This window comes from Endozoicomonas sp. ALB091, assembly GCF_049310265.1.
Classification (GTDB): domain Bacteria; phylum Pseudomonadota; class Gammaproteobacteria; order Pseudomonadales; family Endozoicomonadaceae; genus Endozoicomonas.
In genome coordinates this window covers 171,122-191,329 of the sequence record NZ_JBLYNQ010000008.1, presented here as the reverse complement: position 1 = coordinate 191,329, position 20,208 = coordinate 171,122, and the positions used below count along the sequence as shown (strand labels likewise).

The following is a 20,208-nucleotide window of genomic DNA, read 5'->3' as shown; positions in this document are numbered from 1 at the left end:
TATGAGTTACGGAGGAACAGGAATAATAATACCATTCACAATTCCCTCACAACTCATAACTCATGCCATCAATCAGCCAAAATGCCCAGGTTATCGCAGATACCCTGGCAGGGAACCGCCTGATTAAGGGTATAAAAGTGCAAACCCGGAGCACCACCTTGCAGTAACCTCTCACAGAGCCGGGTTACCACCTCTTCACCAAACTGTTTAATACTGCTGATATCATCGCCATAGGTTTCCAGTTGCTTACGAATCCATCGTGGAATCTCGGCACCACAGGCATCGGAAAAGCGAGCCAGGCGGCTATAGTTGGTGATCGGCATGATTCCGGGAATCACCGGGAGATCAATGCCCAGTGAGTGCGTACGCTCCAGGAAATAGAAATAACTGTCTGCATTAAAGAAATATTGGGTAATCGCCGAATCCGCGCCGGCATCCACCTTACGCTTGAAGTTTGCCAGATCCTTTTCCATATTGGGTGCCTGCGGATGAACTTCCGGATAAGCGGCAACCTCGATATGAAAGTGATCCCCGGTTTCAGTACGAATAAACTCCACCAGCTCATTGGCGTAGCGCAGTTCGCCACTGTCTCGTCCCATGCCTGAAGGCAGATCGCCTCTCAGGGCAACAATACGCTCTACGCCCTGGTCACGGTAAAAGTTCAGCAACTCTTTGATCTGCTCCCGGGAGTCACCAACGCAGGAAAGGTGAGGAGCGGTTGCTATTCGGGTCTGGTTCTGAGTTGACAGCACAGTTTCAAGGGTTCTGTCCCGTGTTGAGCCACCAGCACCGTAGGTCACCGAGAAAAATTCCGGTTGGTATCTGGCCAGGCTGAGGGCATTCTGCTCAAGTTTCCGGGCACCCTCTTCTGTTTTAGTGGGAAAGAACTCAAAGCTGACAGGAGTATTATTGGTTATTGTATTTACCATGGTAGTCACCAGCAGAGGTCGCTGGCTGGTGAAGAGACATCAGCCAGCGAAAAAGACATCCAGGAGGCTGTCCGAGAATAGACTGCCCTACGCGGCAACTGCTCCTGCGTTGCTCTAGCTCCTGCGTCCATGCAGTCGTGCGGTGGCAGCAAATTGGTCTAAAAATTCGCTTTTGTTCGGCAAATAGCCCCGCTATTCACCTCACAAAACCGAATTTTTATCCTCAATTTTCTGTCATCCTCGCTACGGGGTCGCCTAGACGGGCGCTATTCTCGGTCAGCCTCCTAGTACTTGTAATCGTCGCTCTTGAAGGGGCCATCAACAGGTACATTGATGTAGTCAGCCTGGCCTTGAGTCAGCCGGGTAATCACACCACCAAAGCCTTCCACCATGTAGGCAGCGACTTCTTCATCCAGTTTCTTGGGCAGTACGGTCACCGCCAGCTTGTCTGATTTTTGATCGGCTGGCAGATCAGCAAACCCTGCTTCATAAAGATGAATCTGGGCCAGAACCTGATTGGCAAAGGAGCCGTCCATGATACGCGACGGGTGTCCGGTAGCATTGCCCAGGTTTACCAGTCGCCCTTCGGACAGCAGAATCAGGTGATCATTGCAAGAGTCATCCCGGACGATCTTGTGAACCTGCGGCTTGACCTCTTCCCAGGTCCAGTTATCCCGCATGAACTGCGTGTCTATTTCGGTATCAAAATGGCCAATATTGCAAACCACACAGCCATTTTTCAGGGCTTTCAGCATGTGCCGGTCACAGACATGAACGTTACCCGTGGTGGTCACCAGCAGGTCAGTGGTGGTCAGCAGCTCCCGGTTGATAGAAGCGTCGGTGCCATCGTTAACACCATCAATATAGGGTGAAACCACTTCAAAGCCATCCATACAGGCTTGCATGGCACAGATCGGATCCACTTCCGTTACCTTGACAATCATCCCTTCCTGACGCAACGAAGCGGCGGAACCTTTGCCCACATCACCGTAACCAATGACCAGCGCTTTCTTGCCCGCCAGCAGATGGTCGGTGGCCCGCTTGATGGCATCATTCAAAGAGTGGCGACAGCCATACTTGTTGTCGTTCTTACTTTTGGTGACCGCATCATTAACATTGATTGCCGGTACTTTCAGGGTACCTTTTTCCAGCATCTCCAGCAGGCGGTGAACCCCGGTGGTGGTCTCTTCAGAAATGCCGTGAATGTTGTCCAGCAGTGCAGGGTACTTGTCGTGTAACAGCAGTGTCAGGTCACCGCCGTCGTCCAGCACCATGTTGGCTTGCCAGGGCTTACCGGCACCATCGAGGACCGTCTGCTCGATGCACCACCAGAATTCTTCTTCGGTCTCACCCTTCCAGGCAAATACCGGTATGCCAGCTGCGGCAATGGCGGCGGCGGCGTGATCCTGGGTAGAAAAGATATTACAGGAAGACCAGCGTACCTCAGCACCAAGTGCTACCAGCGTTTCAATCAGTACCGCAGTCTGGATGGTCATGTGAATGCAGCCCATGATCTTTGCGCCTTTCAGCGGCTGAGAATCACGGTATTTGGCTCTGATCGCCATCAGTGCCGGCATTTCACCTTCGGCAATCTGAATCTCGCGCCTTCCCCAGTCCGCCAGGGAAATATCAGCCACCCGGTAGTCCGGGCCCTTGGTGGCGCTGTGCAAATCAGCAGTTAACTCAGGGTTAGCACTCATAAAACGTATCCTGTTCTGCGTATTATCCGAATTATTTTGCAGTCTAGCAGCGGCAACAACCTATATCAACAAACTTTGATATAGATGCTGCATTTGCTTTATTGGCAAGGTAGAACAATACAGAGGAAAGGAAAGAGTATTGAGAAAAGCAGGTAAAAAAGGCAGCCAACCGGCTGCCTGAAGAAGGAAAAATTAAAGGCCTGCAGCCTTGCGAAGCTGTTCCGCTTTATCGGTGCGCTCCCAGGTGAACTCGGCCTCTTCCCGGCCAAAGTGGCCATAGGCTGCCGTGGACTGATAGATTGGACGCTTGAGATCCAGCATCTTCACCAGTCCACCGGCACGCAGATCAAAATACTCACGGATCAGTGCAACGATACGCTCATCGGACACTTTACCGGTGCCAAACGTGTTAATAGAAATCGAGGTAGGCTCAGAAACACCAATGGCGTAGGACACCTGAATCTCACAACGATCCGCCAAACCGGCGGCAACAATGTTCTTGGCGACATAACGACCGGCGTAGGCGGCAGAACGATCAACCTTGGATGGGTCCTTACCGGAGAAGGCACCACCACCATGACGGGCCATGCCTCCGTAGGTATCAACAATAATCTTGCGTCCGGTCAGACCGCAGTCACCAACAGGCCCGCCAATCACAAATATACCCGTCGGGTTAATGTGGTATTTGGTGTCTTCATGGAGCCAGCCTTCCGGGAATACAGGCTTGATAATCTGCTCCAGCACTTCACGACGAATTTCATCCAGAGAGACATCCGGAGAGTGCTGGGTAGAAAGCACCACAGCATCGACACTCTGCACCTTACCATTCTGGTCGTAACGCATGGTTACCTGACTCTTGGCGTCAGGACGCAACCAGGGTAACACACCATTCTTGCGCAACTGCGCCTGGCGCTTAACCAGCTCATGGGCATAGTAAACAGGGGCAGGCATCAGCACCGGTGTTTCATTGGTAGCATATCCAAACATCAGGCCCTGATCACCAGCGCCCTGTTCGTGTTCGTCGGTTTCATCAACACCAACGGCGATGTCCGGAGACTGCTTGCCAATGGCATTCAGAACCGCAACGCACTCACCATCGAAGCCCAGGTCTCCATGGTTATAACCAATGCTGGTGACGACATTACGAACCAGCTCTTCAATATCAACATAGGTGGTGGTGCGTACTTCACCGGCAACAATCACCATGCCGGTTTTCACCATGGTTTCTACCGCAACCCGTGCTTCCGGGTCATCCTTGATGATGGCGTCCAGAATAGCATCAGAAATCTGGTCAGCAATTTTGTCTGGATGCCCTTCAGATACCGACTCCGATGTGAATAGCGAATACTCAGACATAGCCGTTTTACCCTCTTGAAAAAATTGAGTGCGCCTCTTTGATTTCATGAAACCATCTGCTCATAAAATACGTTCAATTGAGGCGTTAACCAGGTCATCGTTTATCCGGCAAGGAAGAAACGTCGGACCTGGATCTGAAAACCATTGCGTAACCCCAGATACTGGGATTCACCGCTGATTAATCCCGCTTTATCCGCCCATTGAGCCAACTCACTGGCACTGAAACCAAGCCACAGATCACCACAGGACTCCCGAACCCAGTCCTGGTCATGATGGCTGAGTTCACTGATAAACAGGCTCCCACCAGGCTTCAATAGCCGGGAAGACCAGTTAAAGATGTCCGCCGGACTGGGAACATGATGCAGCACCATATTGATGACGATACAGTCAAAGGCGCTGGTCATGTTGCTCAGCGACTGGATCTCGCCATGAACAAAAGTGACATTGCCAATGCCTTGCTGTTTGGCCAGCGCCCGGGAGTAACTCAGCATTTTTTCCGAGTTATCCAGTGCGTAAACCAGCTTGAACACAGAGGCGAGTATTGGCAGAAAGTTTCCCTCACCGGGACCAAGCTCCAGGGCCAGGCTCTGTTCAGGAAAGTCGGTAGTCTCAATAAGGTCTGCCACCGTTTCAGCATAGAGCTGGTGCTCGGCAATCAACTCCTGGTGCTGACGGAATTCTTCGCTATTGCGGGCAAAAAATGCCTGGGACAGTTCCGCCCGCTGCAGGCGAATGGCCTGAAGCTGTTCGGCAAGATCTTGAGGTAGCGGTATACCATCCACCGCCTGAAACAATGAGCGGACAACCCCTTCAAGATGACCTGCCGATGTGGGCAGTGCCCGACGGTAGAAAACCGTGTTGCCTTCTTTGCGGGTTGAGACTAACCCGGCCTGAGACAAAACCTTCAAATGATGGCTCATGGCTGGCTGACGCATGGCAAACACACCGCTCAGCTCCAGCACACCGAGAGACTCTGTGCTCAAGACCCTCAGAATCTGTAATCTCAGAACATCGCCACTGGCTTTGCTCACCGTGGCCAGCTGCTCAAAAGCATCCGTCAACACACGTCATCCTTTCCAATCACTTAAGCACAGTAAATCATTGACTCATTTACCGGGATATTCGAAGGGGGAAGTTTAGCAAGAGCCAAAATCTATATCAAAATATTTTTATATACAATCAATAGACACAAGAAATCCAATCTCTGCACTATATTTATCCAGCACTTTCTGTGCCTGAATGACAACAGCCTGCTGAGCATCAGTATCTGGAAGCAATAACGGGAGGTAGGAAACACGCGGTATATGACTAAAAATTCATCCAGAAACGTTGCTGGTAATTCCAATTCGATGCTTTATCTGCAAATTGCCATGCTGTCCTGTTGCACCTTCAACTTTGACATACTCTGGAACCTGAAAGAGTCATTGCTCATAACCCGGCTTGGTGCGGAAGCCATTCCCTTCATCAAGTTGATCGTTGTCATGCCTGTCGCTTTTATTTTTTTAATCACCTACAGCTTTCTGGCTAACCGGCTCAGTAAACGTACCCTGTTTGCCGTTGCATTAATCCCTTTTCTGATCTGGATGCCGTTGTTTTCCATGGTGATCCATCCAAACCTGGAGTCTTTCGCCCCCACCGCAGCGCTTGCCCTGCTGTCCCCACTCATCCATGAAAACCTGCAATTTATTGTCGGCATGGTCTATTACTGGCCCCTGACGCTGTTCTTTGCCGTGGCGGAACTCTGGGGATCGGCGGTGATCTGCACCCTCTTCTGGACAGCCGTCAATGATTTCCACAATGCCCAGAGTGCCACCCGGCAATATCCCCTGATCACCATGATCGGCAGCAGCGCATCCATTATTTCCGGCCCTATGCTTTACTACTGCGTTTCCAGGGGAGTTATGGCCCCGGATTCAGGCTGGCAGGAGAGCCTGGAGATCTTATCACTTCTGTTCGTGCTTTTCGGGCTGTTGATTCTGCTGCTCAATGAATACTGCTACCGCTTAACTTCGAACAAACTCACAGGTAGCGCCAGCGGGAAGACACACACCCCAACCAACCTGCCGTTGCTGGCCAGCGCACGATACCTGTTGCGCTGCCCGTACCTGGCCAGCATTGCGCTGGTTATGCTGGCTTATTGCATCGCCATTAACATGGTTGAGCTGGCCTGGAAAAGCCAGCTGGTGCAGCTGTACCCCTGCGAGGCAGACTACTCGATGTTTATGGGCAAGGTGGCCATGATCAGCGGCATAGGCAGTCTTATCTGTGGTCTGCTAACGCCAACCCTGCTGAAGATCAGCTGGTGGGCAGCGGCTTTCGCAACCCCCATTATTCTGACAGCCACGGCCCTGCCTTTTTTTCTCCTGGCCATGTTTCAGAAATCACAGGTCAGCTTTTTCGGTATTTGTTATATGGATCTGACCATGATCGGCTTGCAGATCGGCATGTACTGCCATGCCCTTGGCAAGTCGGCAAAATATACGCTGTTTGATGCCACCAAAGAGATCACTTTCGTACCTCTTGATGCTGAGCGAAAGTACAAGGGAAAAGCAGCTATTGAGTTAGTGGTGACTCGGGTTGGCAAGTCAGGCAGCTCTTTTTTTCAACAGATTTTAATTACCCTTTTTGGCTCCCTCAGCCTTGCCATGTCCTGGCTGGCAGGGGCTTTTATACTGGCCATTGCCCTGTGGCTGATCGCCATCAAGCATTTGGGCAGACATTACCATGAGCGAACGGAACTCTAGGAGGCTGACCAACTGATGCCCGGATTATGAAGCCTGTCTTTATCTCCAGTGCTTACCGATCAGCATTGCGCCTTCCGGAATATGGCCTGCACAACCAGGCACAGGACACTGAGGATAACCTGCAATGTTCACGCCATTCAGACCCCAGGACCAGATGCCATCCTGGCGGTAGTCATGCATCACTTCCTTTTTACTGACACAGGTATTGGAGTTATTCTGCTGGTCAGCGGCCATCCGGCATTTTGCACAGTATTCGTCGTGCATTTTTCCTTCTGCACCGACAGTTATGGCATTTCTTTTACCGTCAACCTTGATATTGTAATCTGACAGCCCTCTCTGGTTACTCTGTGGCAAGGATTGCTTTGACTCTATCGACATGGCTCTCTTATCGACAGCCTTCTCCTTCTTTGATTCTGGCGTGGTAAAACTATCCCTGGGGAGCGGTTGGGTACCAGTTAAGGGGCTCATAAAGCCTCCGGAATTCAACGTACAAAACACGTACATATGTGACACCACGCACCGATGATAGTTCAACGTTTCAATCACTTCATTAATAGGCCTGCCTTGTTTTCCATCTCACCTGTTGTTTTCAATCTCACAGACAGTAATAGCAGATTATTTCTCTGCATCTAGTCAGTAAACCAATATGGATGAAGAATGCTGCCGGTTTCGCTAAACTAGCGCGCGAATTTAACCAGACTGGATTCCCAGGAGCAAAGATTCCCATGTCCTCACGTCGTGAGCTTGCCAATGCCATTCGCGCCCTCAGCATGGACGCCGTACAAAAAGCCAAATCCGGTCATCCCGGTGCCCCCATGGGGATGGCTGATATTGCTGAAGTGCTGTGGCGCGACTATCTGAATCACAACCCCGCCAATCCAGAGTGGGTGGATCGTGACCGTTTTGTGTTGTCCAATGGCCATGGTTCCATGCTGATCTATTCCCTGCTGCACCTGACCGGGTACGATCTGGGCACTGATGACCTGAAAAACTTCCGTCAGCTGCACTCCAAAACGGCAGGCCATCCCGAGTATGGTTATGCACCGGGCATTGAAACCACCACCGGTCCCCTGGGCCAGGGCATCGCCAATGCCGTTGGTATGGCCGCCGCCGAGAAGGCACTGGCCGCTCAGTTCAACAAGCCTGGGCACGATATTGTTGACCACCATACCTACGTCTTTATGGGTGATGGCTGCATGATGGAGGGTATCTCCCATGAAGTTTGCTCCCTGGCGGGCACCCTGGGCCTGGGCAAACTGGTGGCATTTTACGATGACAACGGCATCTCCATTGATGGTGAAGTGGAAGGCTGGTTCACCGACGACACCGTCAAGCGCTTTGAAGCTTACAACTGGCATGTCATTCCGGCGGTTGACGGTCACGACCCTGAAGCGATCAAAGCCGCCATTGAAGCCGCCCGCGCCGAACAGGACAAACCCACGCTGATCTGCTGTAAAACCATTATCGGCTTTGGTTCACCCAACAAAGCCGGTAAAGAGGAGTGCCACGGCGCGCCGTTAGGCGATGATGAAATCAAGCTGACCCGCGAGCGTCTCGGCTGGCAGCATGCACCGTTTGAAGTGCCTGCTGACATCTACAACCAGTGGAATGCCACAGCAGCCGGTGCCGCCAAAGAAACCGCCTGGAATGAAAAGTTCGCAGCCTATCAGGCCGAATACCCGGAGCTTGCGGCAGAATTTACCCGTCGCCAGAAAGGTGATCTGCCCGCTGACTTTGCCGAAAAGGCATCGGCTTATATCAAGTCCTGCCAACAGGAAGGTGAAAAGATCGCCAGCCGTAAGGCCTCCCAGAACACCCTGAACGCTTACGGTCCGATCCTCCCGGAACTGCTTGGTGGTTCGGCAGACCTGGCGGGCTCCAACCTGACCCTGTGGAGCGGCTCCAAAGGCATCAAGCGTGACGATGCTGATGGCAACTACCTGTTTTACGGCGTCCGTGAATTCGGCATGACCGCCATGATGAGCGGTATTGCCCTGCACGGTGGTTTCATTCCTTACGGCGCAACCTTCCTGGTCTTTATGGAATACGCCTGCAACGCCGTCCGTATGGCCGCGCTGATGAAACAGCGCTCAATCCTGGTCTACACCCACGACTCCATCGGCCTGGGTGAAGATGGTCCAACCCACCAGCCTATCGAGCAAATCGCCAGCCTGCGCATGACACCGAACATGAATGCATGGCGTCCATGTGACACGGTAGAATCTGCCGTCGCCTGGAAACATGCCATCGAACGTGTTGATGGCCCCAGTGCCCTGATCTTCTCCCGCCAGGGCCTGCCATGCATGGCCAGAACCGATGAACAGATTGCCCGGGTTGAACGGGGTGGTTACATCCTGAAAGAGTGTGAAGGTACGCCTGAGCTGATTCTGATAGCTACCGGCTCAGAAGTAGAACTGGCTATGAACGCCGAGGCGGCTCTCTCTGCCCAGGGACATAAAGTACGTGTGGTCTCCATGCCATCCACGGATGTGTTTGATGCCCAGGATGCTGAGTACAAACAGTCCGTTCTGCCCCTGGAAGTGCCTGCCCGTATTGCGATTGAAGCCGCTGCTGCTGACTTCTGGTACAAGTACGTTGGCCTGGATGGGCGCATTATTGGCATGACCACCTACGGTGAGTCCGCTCCGGCAGAAGACCTGTTCCCATACTTTGGCTTTACTGTTGACAATATCGTGGCAATCGCCGAAGAACTGCTCGGGTAAATCCATTCAGCCATCCCGGTAAAGGGATGGCTGTCCTCTCATCGTTGAAAACGACCATCTACACTGTTGGCCGTTTTTTCCTCACTTTCCCAACTTGGCATCCGATATCCATGCAGGTTTAATTCAGCTTTTTTAAAATAAAACATTTCAATCTGACAATGTCGTCTTATTTCCCCTGGGTGGGCCTTGCGGCAACAGGGAATAACCAAAGTTCATACCCGTGAACAACCGTTTCCCCATCAGGCCCGCTGCCAATCATTTGGCTATTGGTCCAATATTCAACAGATTCATCGGCATACAACGAGTATTTGCGGTTCTTTTTATTTATCGACAGGATTGGCAACAATGCACTGCGAAGATACCTATCAGGAAACACTGTATTCAGGCTATGGACAGAATTTTTCGATTGACCGGCTGCTGTTTGAAGATCACACCGAACACCAGCATCTGATCATCTTTGAGAACCGGTTCTTTGGCCGCATCATGGCCCTGGACGGCGTGATTCAAACCACCGAAAAAGACGAGTTTATCTACCATGAAATGCTGACCCATGTGCCCATCCTGGCCCATGGCAAGGTAAAGCGCGTACTGATTATTGGCGGTGGCGATGGCGGTATGCTCAGGGAAGTACTCCGGCATCAATCCATTGAACAGGTCACCATGGTGGAAATTGACCGGGCTGTGGTCGATCTCTGCCGCCAGTGGCTGCCGAACCATTGTGCCGGGGCCTATGATGACCCGAGAGTTAACCTGGTGATTGAGGATGGCGTCCGGTTCGTCAACAACCACGGGATCGCCGACCATAGCTTCGATGTTATTATCTCTGACTGCACCGACCCTATCGGTCCGGGGGAAGTCTTGTTCTCCTCTGAATTTTACCGGGGATGCAAACGACTGCTGACTGATAAAGGCATTTTCGTTGCCCAAAACGGGGTACCGTTTATGCAGTTGAATGAGGTAACAACCACCGCCCATCGCCTGGCCAGCTATGTATCGGACCTGCATTTTTACAGCGCCGCCGTTCCCACCTACGCCTGTGGCATCATGACCTTTGCCTGGGGCACCGATGACCTTAAAGCCCGCCATATCCCCCTGGTCGAACTCGAAGCAAGGTTTGCCCTCAGCGGTATTACCACGCGCTACTATACTCCATCGGTCCATCAGGCAGCTTTCGCCCTGCCCCGTTACATTGAAACAGCTATTTCAGAAGCAATGGCGTAAAGCAGTAAGGCAGCCTCCCGGGGGTTAAGGCAGGTAATGGCGAAAAAAACAGAGTTAACGAACACAACACCAGCCGGGAGCAGCGATGGGACTGAAGCGTTAACCGCCAGAGATCCGCAATATTCTGGCACTAAGGATCGCGACGGGTGGAACCTTGATCAGGCACGCTCCACCTATAACATCCGTTTCTGGAGCCAGAATCATTTTGATTTGAACGATCAGGGTCATGTCACGGTCAATATCAAGGGCACGCCACCGGTTGAACTGAGTACCATTGCCAGTCAGCTGAACCGTCAGGGCGTATCCCTGCCGGTGCTGGTGCGTTTTCCGCAGATTATCCATCAGCGTCTGGATAATCTGTGCCACGCCTTTAACCGGGCCATCCGTGATTACGGTTACAACCATCGATACCTGGCCGTTTACCCGGTCAAGGTCAACCAGCAGCGGACGGTGGTGGAAGATATTTTGAACAGTCAGTCCTCCGGCAAACAGCCACAGCTGGGCCTGGAATCGGGTAGCAAACCGGAACTGCTGGCGGTTCTGGCCCTGGCCAAACGGGCCAGCTCAGTGATTATCTGTAACGGCTACAAAGACCGGGAGTATATTCGCCTGGCCCTGATCGGGGAAAAGCTGGGTCATCAGGTTTTTATTGTTCTGGAAAAGCTCACCGAACTGGACATGGTGCTCAGTGAAGCGGCCAGCCTGGGTGTTCAGCCCCGTCTGGGCCTTCGGGTACGTCTGGCTTTTCAGGGCAAAGGCAAGTGGCAGGCCAGTGGTGGGGAAAAATCCAAGTTCGGTCTTTGCGCCAGCCAGGTACTCCTTGCGGTGGAACGGTTAAAGCAGGCCCGGCAACAGGAGTCTTTGCAGCTCCTGCACTTCCACCTGGGTTCCCAGATCGCCAATATCCAGGATGTGCGCAAGGGTGTCAGTGAATGTGGCCGCCTTTATGCCCAGTTGCACCGTATGGGCTTGCCGATCCGGTTTGTTGATGTGGGCGGCGGCCTGGCGGTGGATTACGAAGGTTCTCGCAGTCAGAGTTCCTGCTCCATGAACTACAGCCTGCAGGAGTACGCCAACAATATCGTCTTCACCCTGGGCGATATCTGCCAGCAGTACGACCTGCCGGTTCCGGGTATTATTTCCGAGTCGGGCCGACACCTGGTGGCACACCACGCGGTGCTGATCACCGATATACTGGGGGTGGAAAGCTATGAACCGGAAGTACTGACACCACCCAGCGCGGATGCCCCCCTTCTGCTGCATAATATGTGGAGTTCCTGGCAAGACCTGAGTCATAGCCGGGGTGAACGCACCCTGACCGAGATTTATCACAACAGCCAGGCTGACCTGGCAGAAGTCCACACCCAGTTTGCCATGGGACTGTTGGGGCTTGAGCACCGGGCCTGGGCAGAAAACACCAGCCTGCGACTCTGCCATGAACTGAAAGCCCGGCTCTCCCCCCACATCCGGGCCCATCGCCCGCTGATTGATGAACTCAGTGACAAACTGGCAGACAAGTTCTATGTGAACTTCTCCCTGTTTCAATCCCTGCCCGATGCCTGGGGTATTGATCAGATCTTTCCGGTCATGCCCCTGTCCGGTCTGGATCGCCCGCCAAGCCGCCGGGCAGTAATGCTGGATATCACCTGTGACTCCGACGGCGTCATTAATCAGTACGTAGACGGCCAGGGCATAGAAACCACCCTGCCAGTGCCTCAATGGCAACCGGCAGACCCGTTCCTGATCGGTATTTTCATGGTGGGTGCCTACCAGGAAATTCTGGGGAATATGCATAACCTGTTCGGGGATACCGATGTGGCCTCGGTCCACATCAATGGGCAGGGAGAAGTGGAAGTCACCGGTTACCAGGCGGGCGATACCGTGGAAAAGGTGATGCGTTATGTCAACCTGCAGCCGGAAAGCTTTCTTCGCACCTACCGGCAGCTGGTCAGGGAAAACCTGCCACCAGGACAACAGCGGGCCATACTGGCGGAACTGGAATCAGGGCTCCGGGGCTACACCTACCTGGAGTTTATCGGAGGGAGCCTGCCGTGATGTTTTTTGAAGGCTCGGAAAAGAAAATAGAGATCGTCACCAGCCCGGAATGGATTTCCCTGAGGACCCTGGGCAGAAGCTTCTGGGCACAGATGGTGGCCAGAGCCCGGGCCGACATCCTGACCATTCTCAGCAACGAACACTGTGACGCTTATCTATTATCGGAATCCAGCCTGTTCGTCTGGCATGACCGGTTTCTGATGCTTACCTGTGGCACCACTACCCTGGTGGATGCAGCCCTCTACTTCTTTGAACAGACGCCTCTGGAGCATATCCGCTGCGCCCGATTCCAGCGCAAAAATGAGTACCAGCCCCATCTTCAGAAGACTTCCTTTATGGACGACGTTGACCGACTGAGCCAGCGTGTGCCCGGCTGTGCCTTTCGTCTGGGCTATCCGGATGGCCATCATAGCTTTGTATTCCATCTGGACAAGCCCTATGGACCAGCGCTTGATGACACCACCAGCGAACTGCTGATGTACCATATCCGGGGGGAGAATGCTGACAGCCTGCGCTGTGAGCACCAGACGATTAAAGACATCCGTCGTTTGCTTAAACTGAACAGGCTGTTTCCGGACTTTGCCCTGAGCGACTGGCTGTTTACCCCCTGTGGTTACTCCCTGAATGCGATTCGGGGTAACCGCTATGCCACCATCCATATCACACCGCATAAAAACAGCTCATACGTCAGTTTTGCCACCAACCTTGATCTGGCCAACTCACCGATTGTCACCATACTGCTGAAACAGCTGAACCCTGGCTGCTGGGATCTGATCGGTTTTAATGCCCGGCGACCAGAAGAGTTACTGGCGGAAAATACGCCATACCAATGTCTTGCAACCGGTGAAATCCAATTAAGCTGCGGCTATCGCATGAGCTTCAATCACTTCCAGCACCCGAATCACAGGAACGTGGCGGCAGAAAAATTATCACCAGAGAAGCGACCGGCAGTAAATGCATGGTAAGTACTATTTATACAAGTGTACTTTTCTATTTATCGCTTAATGCTTTTATGAAAGAATTATTTATAGCCGTATAAACTATAAATTGATGCCGTTACCTGTCCGTTACCAACCATTGCTTTAGCGGACAAGACGTTCCCTCATAAACAATAAACCAGTGTCGTGCATTTCTCAAAGTGCTACAGCGGTTCGGCTGTTAAGTCAGACAATTTTTATATAAATGCAGCCACCGCCATTTCGGGACAAAAACCTCTTGAAACCCAAACTCCCGGCTGCCCGAAAATATGAGCCTGAAAAATGACAACGTCAACTCATCTGGTAACAACAGAGAACCGGGGCGAGCGCTTGTTCCTGATTCTGACCCTGGGGGCGCTAACAGCACTTGGGCCGTTGGCCATTGACCTCTACCTGCCCGCCATGCCCACCATCGCAAAGAGCATGGGGGAGCCATTAAGCCGGATACAGTACACGCTGAGTGCCTATACCATTGGCTTTGCCATAAGCCAGCTGGTGTGTGGCCCGTTATCGGACCGGTTCGGCCGGAGAACGGTCATGTTCCCGGGCATCATCTTCTATATCCTGACCAATATTCTGGCCGCCCTGTGTACCAGCGCCACCCAGCTGATTATTGTCCGGGTACTGCAGGCGATGGCCGGAGCGGCCATTATGGTGACGATTCCGGCCATGATCCGGGATCTGTTCCCCAGGGAACAGGTAGCCAAAGCACTGTCCTCCATTCTCATGGTCATGACCGTGGCACCCTTGGCTGCGCCACTGTTGGGCGGGCAGATTCTCAAGTTCTTTGGCTGGCAGAGCCTGTTTATCTTTCTGGCGATAACCGCCTGCCTGTCATTAATTCTGGCCTTTTTCCGGGTTAAGGAGACATTGCCAGCTGAAGACCGGCTTATGGTGTCGCCAGTACAACTGGCACTGAACTACGCCAACATCCTGAAAAACCGGGAAGCCATTGGCTGTATTCTCTGCCATGCTTTTTTCTTTGGTGGCATGTTTGCGTTTATTTCCGGCTCTCCCTTCGTCTACATTGAGCTGTTTGGCATCCCCGCTGAACAGTATGGGCTGTTCTTTGCCATTAACATCCTGGCCATGGGGATCACCAATATGGTGAATATCCGCCTGGTTGAGCAGTTCAAACTGTTTACGATTCTGCGCTCAGGCAGCCTGATCGCAGCGGTCTCTGCACTTTTGCTCCTGCTAAACACGGTTACCGGCTTTGGCAGCCTGCCCGGACTGATGATCCCGATTGCCTGCTATATCGCCTGTATTGGCTTGACGGGTCCTAACTCCAACGCCCTGGCCCTGGCCCACTTCCCCAAATCGGCAGGAACAGCAAATGCCCTGGCAGGCGCACTGCGTTTTACCATGGGGGGGATTGCCTCTGCTTTGGTTGGTTACCTGCATGATGGAACAGCCATTCCCATGGCAGCGGTGATGGCTGGTTGCGGAATACTCTCTATCGCTTCACTGTCGTTGGTAAAGAAAGAAGGAGAAATAGAAGCGCCTGTAACGGTAGGTTAAGGCTGTCCGAAAATTGTCCCTGAACTTTATCTGGTTCAGGGACGCTGAAATAGCCCACTCACTCACATTTACGGTGTGGTTTGTGCAAAAATATTTCTACATTTCTGAACAGCTTTAGCTGCTTTTGACATCTTGCGTTGCAGTTTTTCATCCGCCCGGATCAGTCCAGCAATGGCACTTTTGTCAATGCGGGATAACAGCGAATCAAAAGCATCCAGATGCTCCTTCATTATTGCTCTCTCAATATCTGAAACCGGATCTGGTACGCGAATTGACCTGTCTGGTAGAACAAAGGATTTCAGGTTATGTTTAATGTTATCGAGATCCGCCATTAGTTTAAGAGTGTGATCCTGTTGCACCTTAGTCACATCCTTCAGCTGTTGATACTCCCTTTCTAACAACGCAATCTTTTCAGATTTATCAATACGCTGGTGACCATTAATAATCGATTGGTCTACGCGTAAAAGTTGTGCCAATTCCAGAAAGAGCTTGTCATCAAATGGTTCTTTAGTTTTTAGAATATCCAATTGTTTCCTGGGATTAAACAGGTCGGGAGCGTTTGTTAAGCAATGGATAAATAGGTGATTAAGAACAATACCAACTTTTCCTTGCCCGCGGCACAATTCGAGCTTACACGTCTCCAGATCAGCTAAACCCGGTCTAACCGGTGTCGGCGCGCCCCTGTAAACCGAGCTTGTCGTATAATTGGCAGGAGTATGGGTCTTGTGGGTGGCCAACTGACTGAGCGGTTCTGACTGATCTGTGCTACACAGTTCGACTGCGCCTGTATCATCAGGATCATCTGACAATGACTGCAGGCTTGCCCCTGATGGATCCACGTTATGGTGACTATTGCCAAACAGCAGGGATAATCCGGACACCGCGAAAATCGCGCCACATACCGCAGCCAGAACATAGAAGCCAGTGGACAGGGCAGCCACAGCGGCTACTCCCGAGACAAAACAGGTCACTGCTTTAAGTGCTTTAATAGCGCGACCAAGCCAGCGGCCAGAACCAGTAGATGCCGGATCATCTTGAGCAGATCCCAAGCTATTTGGGGGGGGCATCGGGGCTTCAGAGATCATAAATTATATTCCTTTAGAATGCCCTAATTAGAGTGTGCAGCTGTTAAAAAGTTTTATTTATGAAAAAAAATAATTGCTGCTGGAACAAGCCCCGGCTGGAGGAATGCCTGGGAGGCTGTCCGAGAATTGGTCCCTGAACTTTCTCTGGTTCAGGGATACTGAAATAGACCACTCACGACCATTTACGGTGTGGTTTGTGAAGAATATTTCTACATTTCTGGACAGCTTCAGCTGCTTTTGACATCCTGCGTTTCAGTTTTTCATCAGCCCGGATCAGTTCAGCAATGGCACTTTTGTCAATGCGGGATAATAGCGCATCAAAAGCATCCACATGCTCCTTCATTGTTGCTATATCAATATCTGAAACCGCATCAGATTCGCTAATTAAACTGTCTGGTAGAACAAAGGCATGCAGGTTCTGATTAATGTTCTCGAAATCCTCCTTTAGTTTACAAATACTATTCCGTTGCAACTCAGGCACTTCCGCCAGCTGTTTATACGCCCTTTCTAACAACGCAATCTTTTCAGATTTATCAATACGCTGGTGACCATTAATAATCGATTGCTCTACGCGTAAAATTTGTGCCAATTCCAGAAAGAGCTTGTCATCAAATGGTTCTTTAACTTTTAGAATATCCAATTGTTCCCTGGGATGAGTCAGATCGCGACAGTCTTTTAAGCAATGGAGAAATATGTGATTAAGAACTGTATTAACTTCTGCTTGCCCGAGGCGCAATTTAATCTTACACATCTCCAGGTCAGCTAAACCCGGTTTATAGCGATTACCGGGGATTTCATTGCCCCTCTCTGACCTCGTTGTATTAACCGGATCCGAAGGGTTCCGGTAAAACATCTCCTCTCTGAAATGACCAGAGACACTTTCGTAAGTAGAGTTACGTGTTATCGGGCAAGTACCAATATAGCCGAGAACTTCTTCTTTATCACCATCATCTGTCGGTGATTGTGAATCGGACTCTGAAGCATCCTCAGCTTGAATAATATTATCAAACAGCGAGGGTATTGCTGGCACAACGAAAACTGCCCCCAATAACGTTGCCACAAGATAAACGCCTGTAGCCAGAATCACGACAGGCAAAGCGACTACCCCCGAGACAAAAAGACCCACTGCCTTAAGTACCTTGATCGCTCGCCCCTTCCAAGAGCCAGAATCAGGAGATGCCGGATCATTTTGAGCAGCTCCCAAGCTATTTGGCGGGGTTGCAGGGTTTCCAGAGATCATAAAATATTCCTTTATTGCATTAGAATTTCCTTATTAGAGTGTGCAGCTGTTAAAAAGTTTCATTTATGAAAAAAATAATTGTTTACCTGAACAGCCCCGATTGGAGGAATACCAAGGGATTAACCACATTGGTGTATTTTTCGGTATAGAACGGCCTTCCCCATGAAAGCCGTGATTTTTGTTCAAACAGGCTATTTCAGGATCCCAGAAATAGCCCACTTCATTAATATTTACGATCAGTCCCGTTTAAAATATTTCGACATTTCTTAATCACTGCATCCGCTTCTGACAACCGTCTCTGCAAAAAACCATCGGAGTCGATAAAGCAACCAGGCGGCGAGCACTTTCTAATTTCGGCCAACAGTGTATCCAGAGCATCCAAGTGACAATTCATTTGTGCCACTTCATTTTCTGGGACCGGATCGGGTATGGAAATAATCCTGCGTACCAGGGAATAGCGTTTCAGGTCTTTTTCAAGGTTTTCCAGATTGACCATGTGAGTGTTAGCATGCTGCAACTGCGCTTGTAATCCTTCCTCCTGCTGTTCAACCAGTTTCTCCAGCAACTCAATCTTGACAGCCTTATCCGTTTGCTGGTGACTATCAATAACCGATTTCTCTACTTTTAAATTTTTTGCCAGAAGCAGAAATAAATTTTCATCAAATGGTTCACTGGCCCTGAGATCACCTATTCGTTGCCTGTAATCAGAACCACTGAGCCCTGTCAAGCTATTCATCCTCATGGCCTCAAGAACAAATCGGACATTTCTGATCACATCGTTCAGCTCACTGCCACACCTTAACAGTTCAGTTGTGGACAGCAGGCCCATGCCATTATTGGTGCTGACATTAACCGTCGGCGGATTCACTGGCTGCAACGGTGCCGACGAGCCCCCGTAAACCGGGTTTGTCAAAGGATCGGCAGGAGTATGCGTCTTGTGGGTGGCCACCTGACTGACCGGTTCTGACTGGTCAGTGCTACACAGTTCAACCTGACTGACCGGTTCTGACTGATCAGTGCTACACAGTTCGACCGCGCCTGAATCATCAGGATCATCTGACGGTGACTGTGGGCTTGCCCCTGATGGTTCCACATCATTATGACTTTTGCCAAACAGCAGGGATAACCCGGATACAGCGAAAATCGCCCCGCATACCGCAGCCACAACATAAAAACCAGTAGCCAGGGCAGCCACAGCGGCAACTCCCGAGACAAAACAAGTCACCCCTTTAAGAACCTTAATAGTGCGACCAAGCCAGCTGCCAGAACCAGTAGATGCCGGATCATTTTGAGCAGCTCCCAAGCTATTTTGGGGGGTTATCGGGGCTCCAGAGATCATAAAGTATATTCCTTTATTGTCTTAGAATTCCCTTTTTAGAGTGCGCACCTGTTAAAAAGTTTCATTTATGAAAAAAATAAATATTACTGCAACAAGCCCCGGTTGGAGGAATACCAGGGGATTGACCACATGTGATATTTTTCGGTATGGCACACCCTTCCCCATGGCAGCCGTGATTTTTGTTCAAACAGGCTATTTCAGGGTTCCTGAAATGGCCCGCTTCAATAATATTTACGATCAGTCCCATTTAAAATATTTCGACATTTTTTAATCGCTGCATCCGCTTCTGACAACCGTTCATGCAATGAGTCATCAGCGTCGATAAGGTCAGCAAGCGAGCGCTTTCTAATGTTGGCCAACACTGAATCCAGGGCATCCACATGACGCTTCATATGTGACACGTTACTTTCTGGTACCGGATCAGGTATTGAACTAATGTTGAGTAACGGGGAGTGGCGTTGCAGGTCTTCTTTAAGGTTTTCCAGATTGACCATTTGGGTTTTAACATGCCCCAGCTGCACTTTGGGCACATCCTTCTGCTGTTCAACCAGTTTCTCCAGCAAATCAATCTTGACCGCCTTATCCAGTTGCTGGTGACCATCAATAACCGATTTATCCGCCTTTAAACGTTTTGCCATAAGCAAAAATAAATTTTCATCAAATGGTTCACTGCTTCTAAGAGTACCTATGTGCTTCCTGTAAAGTGACGGGCTGTCGGCTGATAAGCTATACAGCCTCATGGCATCAAGAGCCACATGGACATTTCTGATCCCATCGTCCAGTGTACTGTGACACCTCAGCAGTTCAGCCTTGGGCAGGAGGCCCCTGCCATTACTGGTACTGACATTAACCGTCGGCGGACTCATTGTCTTCACCGGTGTCGACGCGCCCCTGTAAACAGTGCTTGTCGTATAATCGGACGGAGTATGGGTCTTGCGGGTGACCACCTGACTGACCGGTTCTGACTGATCAGTGCTACACAGTTCGACTGCGCCTGTATCATCAGGATCATCTGACAGCGACTGTAGGCTTTCCCCTGATGGTTCCATGTTATTATGACTATTGCCAAACAGCAGGGATAATCCGGACACCGCGAAAATCGCCCCGCATACCGCAGCCGCAATATAGAAGCCAGTGGACAGGGCAACCACAGCAGCTACTCCCGAGACAAAACAGGTCACCGCTTTAAGTACGTTAATAGCGCGCCCCAGCCAGCTGCCAGAACCAGTAGATGCCGGATCATCTTGAGCAGTGCCCAAGCCATTTTGAGCCGGTATTGGGTTACCGGAGATCATAAGATATATTCCTTAATTCTATT

The 20,208-nt window shown here is 51.0% G+C and carries 15 protein-coding genes; 6 read left to right on the top strand and 9 right to left on the bottom strand.

Annotation, left to right across the window (positions count from 1 at the left end; genetic code table 11):
* Positions 1-68: 68 nt before the first annotated feature.
* From metF to ACO6UX_RS17500, 4 genes are all read right to left on the bottom strand, one after another.
* A complete protein-coding gene (gene metF, locus ACO6UX_RS17515) occupies positions 69-929 on the bottom strand; it encodes a methylenetetrahydrofolate reductase [NAD(P)H] (protein ID WP_422449676.1) in 861 nt (286 codons plus the stop codon).
* A 284-nt stretch (positions 930-1,213) separates the two neighbouring features.
* Entirely contained in the window at positions 1,214-2,629 is a 1,416-nt protein-coding gene (ahcY, locus tag ACO6UX_RS17510; protein WP_422449675.1) for an adenosylhomocysteinase, read from the bottom strand.
* 192 nt (positions 2,630-2,821) lie between these two features.
* A complete protein-coding gene (gene metK / locus ACO6UX_RS17505) occupies positions 2,822-3,985 on the bottom strand; it encodes a methionine adenosyltransferase (protein ID WP_422449674.1) in 1,164 nt (387 codons plus the stop codon).
* Positions 3,986-4,086: 101 nt separating this feature from the next.
* On the bottom strand, positions 4,087-5,049 hold the full coding sequence (locus ACO6UX_RS17500; RefSeq protein WP_422449673.1) for an ArsR/SmtB family transcription factor: 963 nt from the start codon (positions 5,047-5,049) through the stop codon (positions 4,087-4,089).
* Positions 5,050-5,334: 285 nt separating this feature from the next.
* Here ACO6UX_RS17500 and ACO6UX_RS17495 point away from each other — a divergent pair, with 285 nt between their 5' ends.
* The gene (locus ACO6UX_RS17495; protein WP_422449672.1) at positions 5,335-6,729 is read left to right on the top strand and encodes an Npt1/Npt2 family nucleotide transporter; all 1,395 of its coding nucleotides are present in this window, start codon (positions 5,335-5,337) and stop codon (positions 6,727-6,729) included.
* Between the two features lie 39 nt (positions 6,730-6,768).
* Here the strand turns inward: ACO6UX_RS17495 and ACO6UX_RS17490 are convergent, their stop codons facing one another.
* Positions 6,769-7,197, bottom strand: a complete 429-nt coding sequence (locus ACO6UX_RS17490; protein WP_422449671.1) for a hypothetical protein — start codon at positions 7,195-7,197, stop codon at positions 6,769-6,771.
* A gap of 257 nt (positions 7,198-7,454) precedes the next feature.
* On the opposite strand from ACO6UX_RS17490, the gene tkt reads away from it, so the two are divergent.
* The 5 genes from tkt (at position 7,455) to ACO6UX_RS17465 (ending at position 15,226) form a co-directional block, all read left to right on the top strand.
* Complete coding sequence (gene tkt / locus ACO6UX_RS17485; RefSeq protein ID WP_422449670.1) at positions 7,455-9,452, top strand: transketolase; 1,998 nt, start codon at positions 7,455-7,457, stop codon at positions 9,450-9,452.
* 345 nt (positions 9,453-9,797) lie between these two features.
* Positions 9,798-10,673, top strand: a complete 876-nt coding sequence (speE, locus tag ACO6UX_RS17480) for a polyamine aminopropyltransferase (protein WP_422449669.1) — start codon at positions 9,798-9,800, stop codon at positions 10,671-10,673.
* Positions 10,674-10,709: 36 nt separating this feature from the next.
* Positions 10,710-12,728, top strand: a complete 2,019-nt coding sequence (speA, locus tag ACO6UX_RS17475) for a biosynthetic arginine decarboxylase (RefSeq protein ID WP_422449668.1) — start codon at positions 10,710-10,712, stop codon at positions 12,726-12,728.
* A complete protein-coding gene (locus ACO6UX_RS17470) occupies positions 12,728-13,693 on the top strand; it encodes an adenosylmethionine decarboxylase (RefSeq protein WP_422450536.1) in 966 nt (321 codons plus the stop codon). The genes speA and ACO6UX_RS17470 overlap by 1 nt, the downstream gene beginning before the upstream one ends.
* A gap of 294 nt (positions 13,694-13,987) precedes the next feature.
* Positions 13,988-15,226: a Bcr/CflA family multidrug efflux MFS transporter gene (locus ACO6UX_RS17465; RefSeq protein WP_422449667.1), complete on the top strand. Its 1,239-nt coding sequence runs from the start codon at positions 13,988-13,990 to the stop codon at positions 15,224-15,226.
* A gap of 68 nt (positions 15,227-15,294) precedes the next feature.
* On the opposite strand, the gene ACO6UX_RS17460 is transcribed toward ACO6UX_RS17465, so the two are convergent.
* The 4 genes from ACO6UX_RS17460 to ACO6UX_RS17445 form a co-directional block, all read right to left on the bottom strand.
* Entirely contained in the window at positions 15,295-16,311 is a 1,017-nt protein-coding gene (locus tag ACO6UX_RS17460) for a hypothetical protein (RefSeq protein WP_422449666.1), read from the bottom strand.
* Between the two features lie 172 nt (positions 16,312-16,483).
* Positions 16,484-17,551 carry a hypothetical protein gene (locus ACO6UX_RS17455; protein WP_422449665.1) on the bottom strand — a complete coding sequence of 356 codons (1,068 nt, stop codon included), beginning with the start codon at positions 17,549-17,551 and terminating at the stop codon, positions 16,484-16,486.
* 223 nt (positions 17,552-17,774) lie between these two features.
* Positions 17,775-18,890 carry a hypothetical protein gene (locus ACO6UX_RS17450; RefSeq protein WP_422449664.1) on the bottom strand — a complete coding sequence of 372 codons (1,116 nt, stop codon included), beginning with the start codon at positions 18,888-18,890 and terminating at the stop codon, positions 17,775-17,777.
* A 221-nt stretch (positions 18,891-19,111) separates the two neighbouring features.
* Positions 19,112-20,185, bottom strand: a complete 1,074-nt coding sequence (locus ACO6UX_RS17445) for a hypothetical protein (RefSeq protein ID WP_422449663.1) — start codon at positions 20,183-20,185, stop codon at positions 19,112-19,114.
* Between the last annotated feature and the right edge of the window lie 23 nt (positions 20,186-20,208).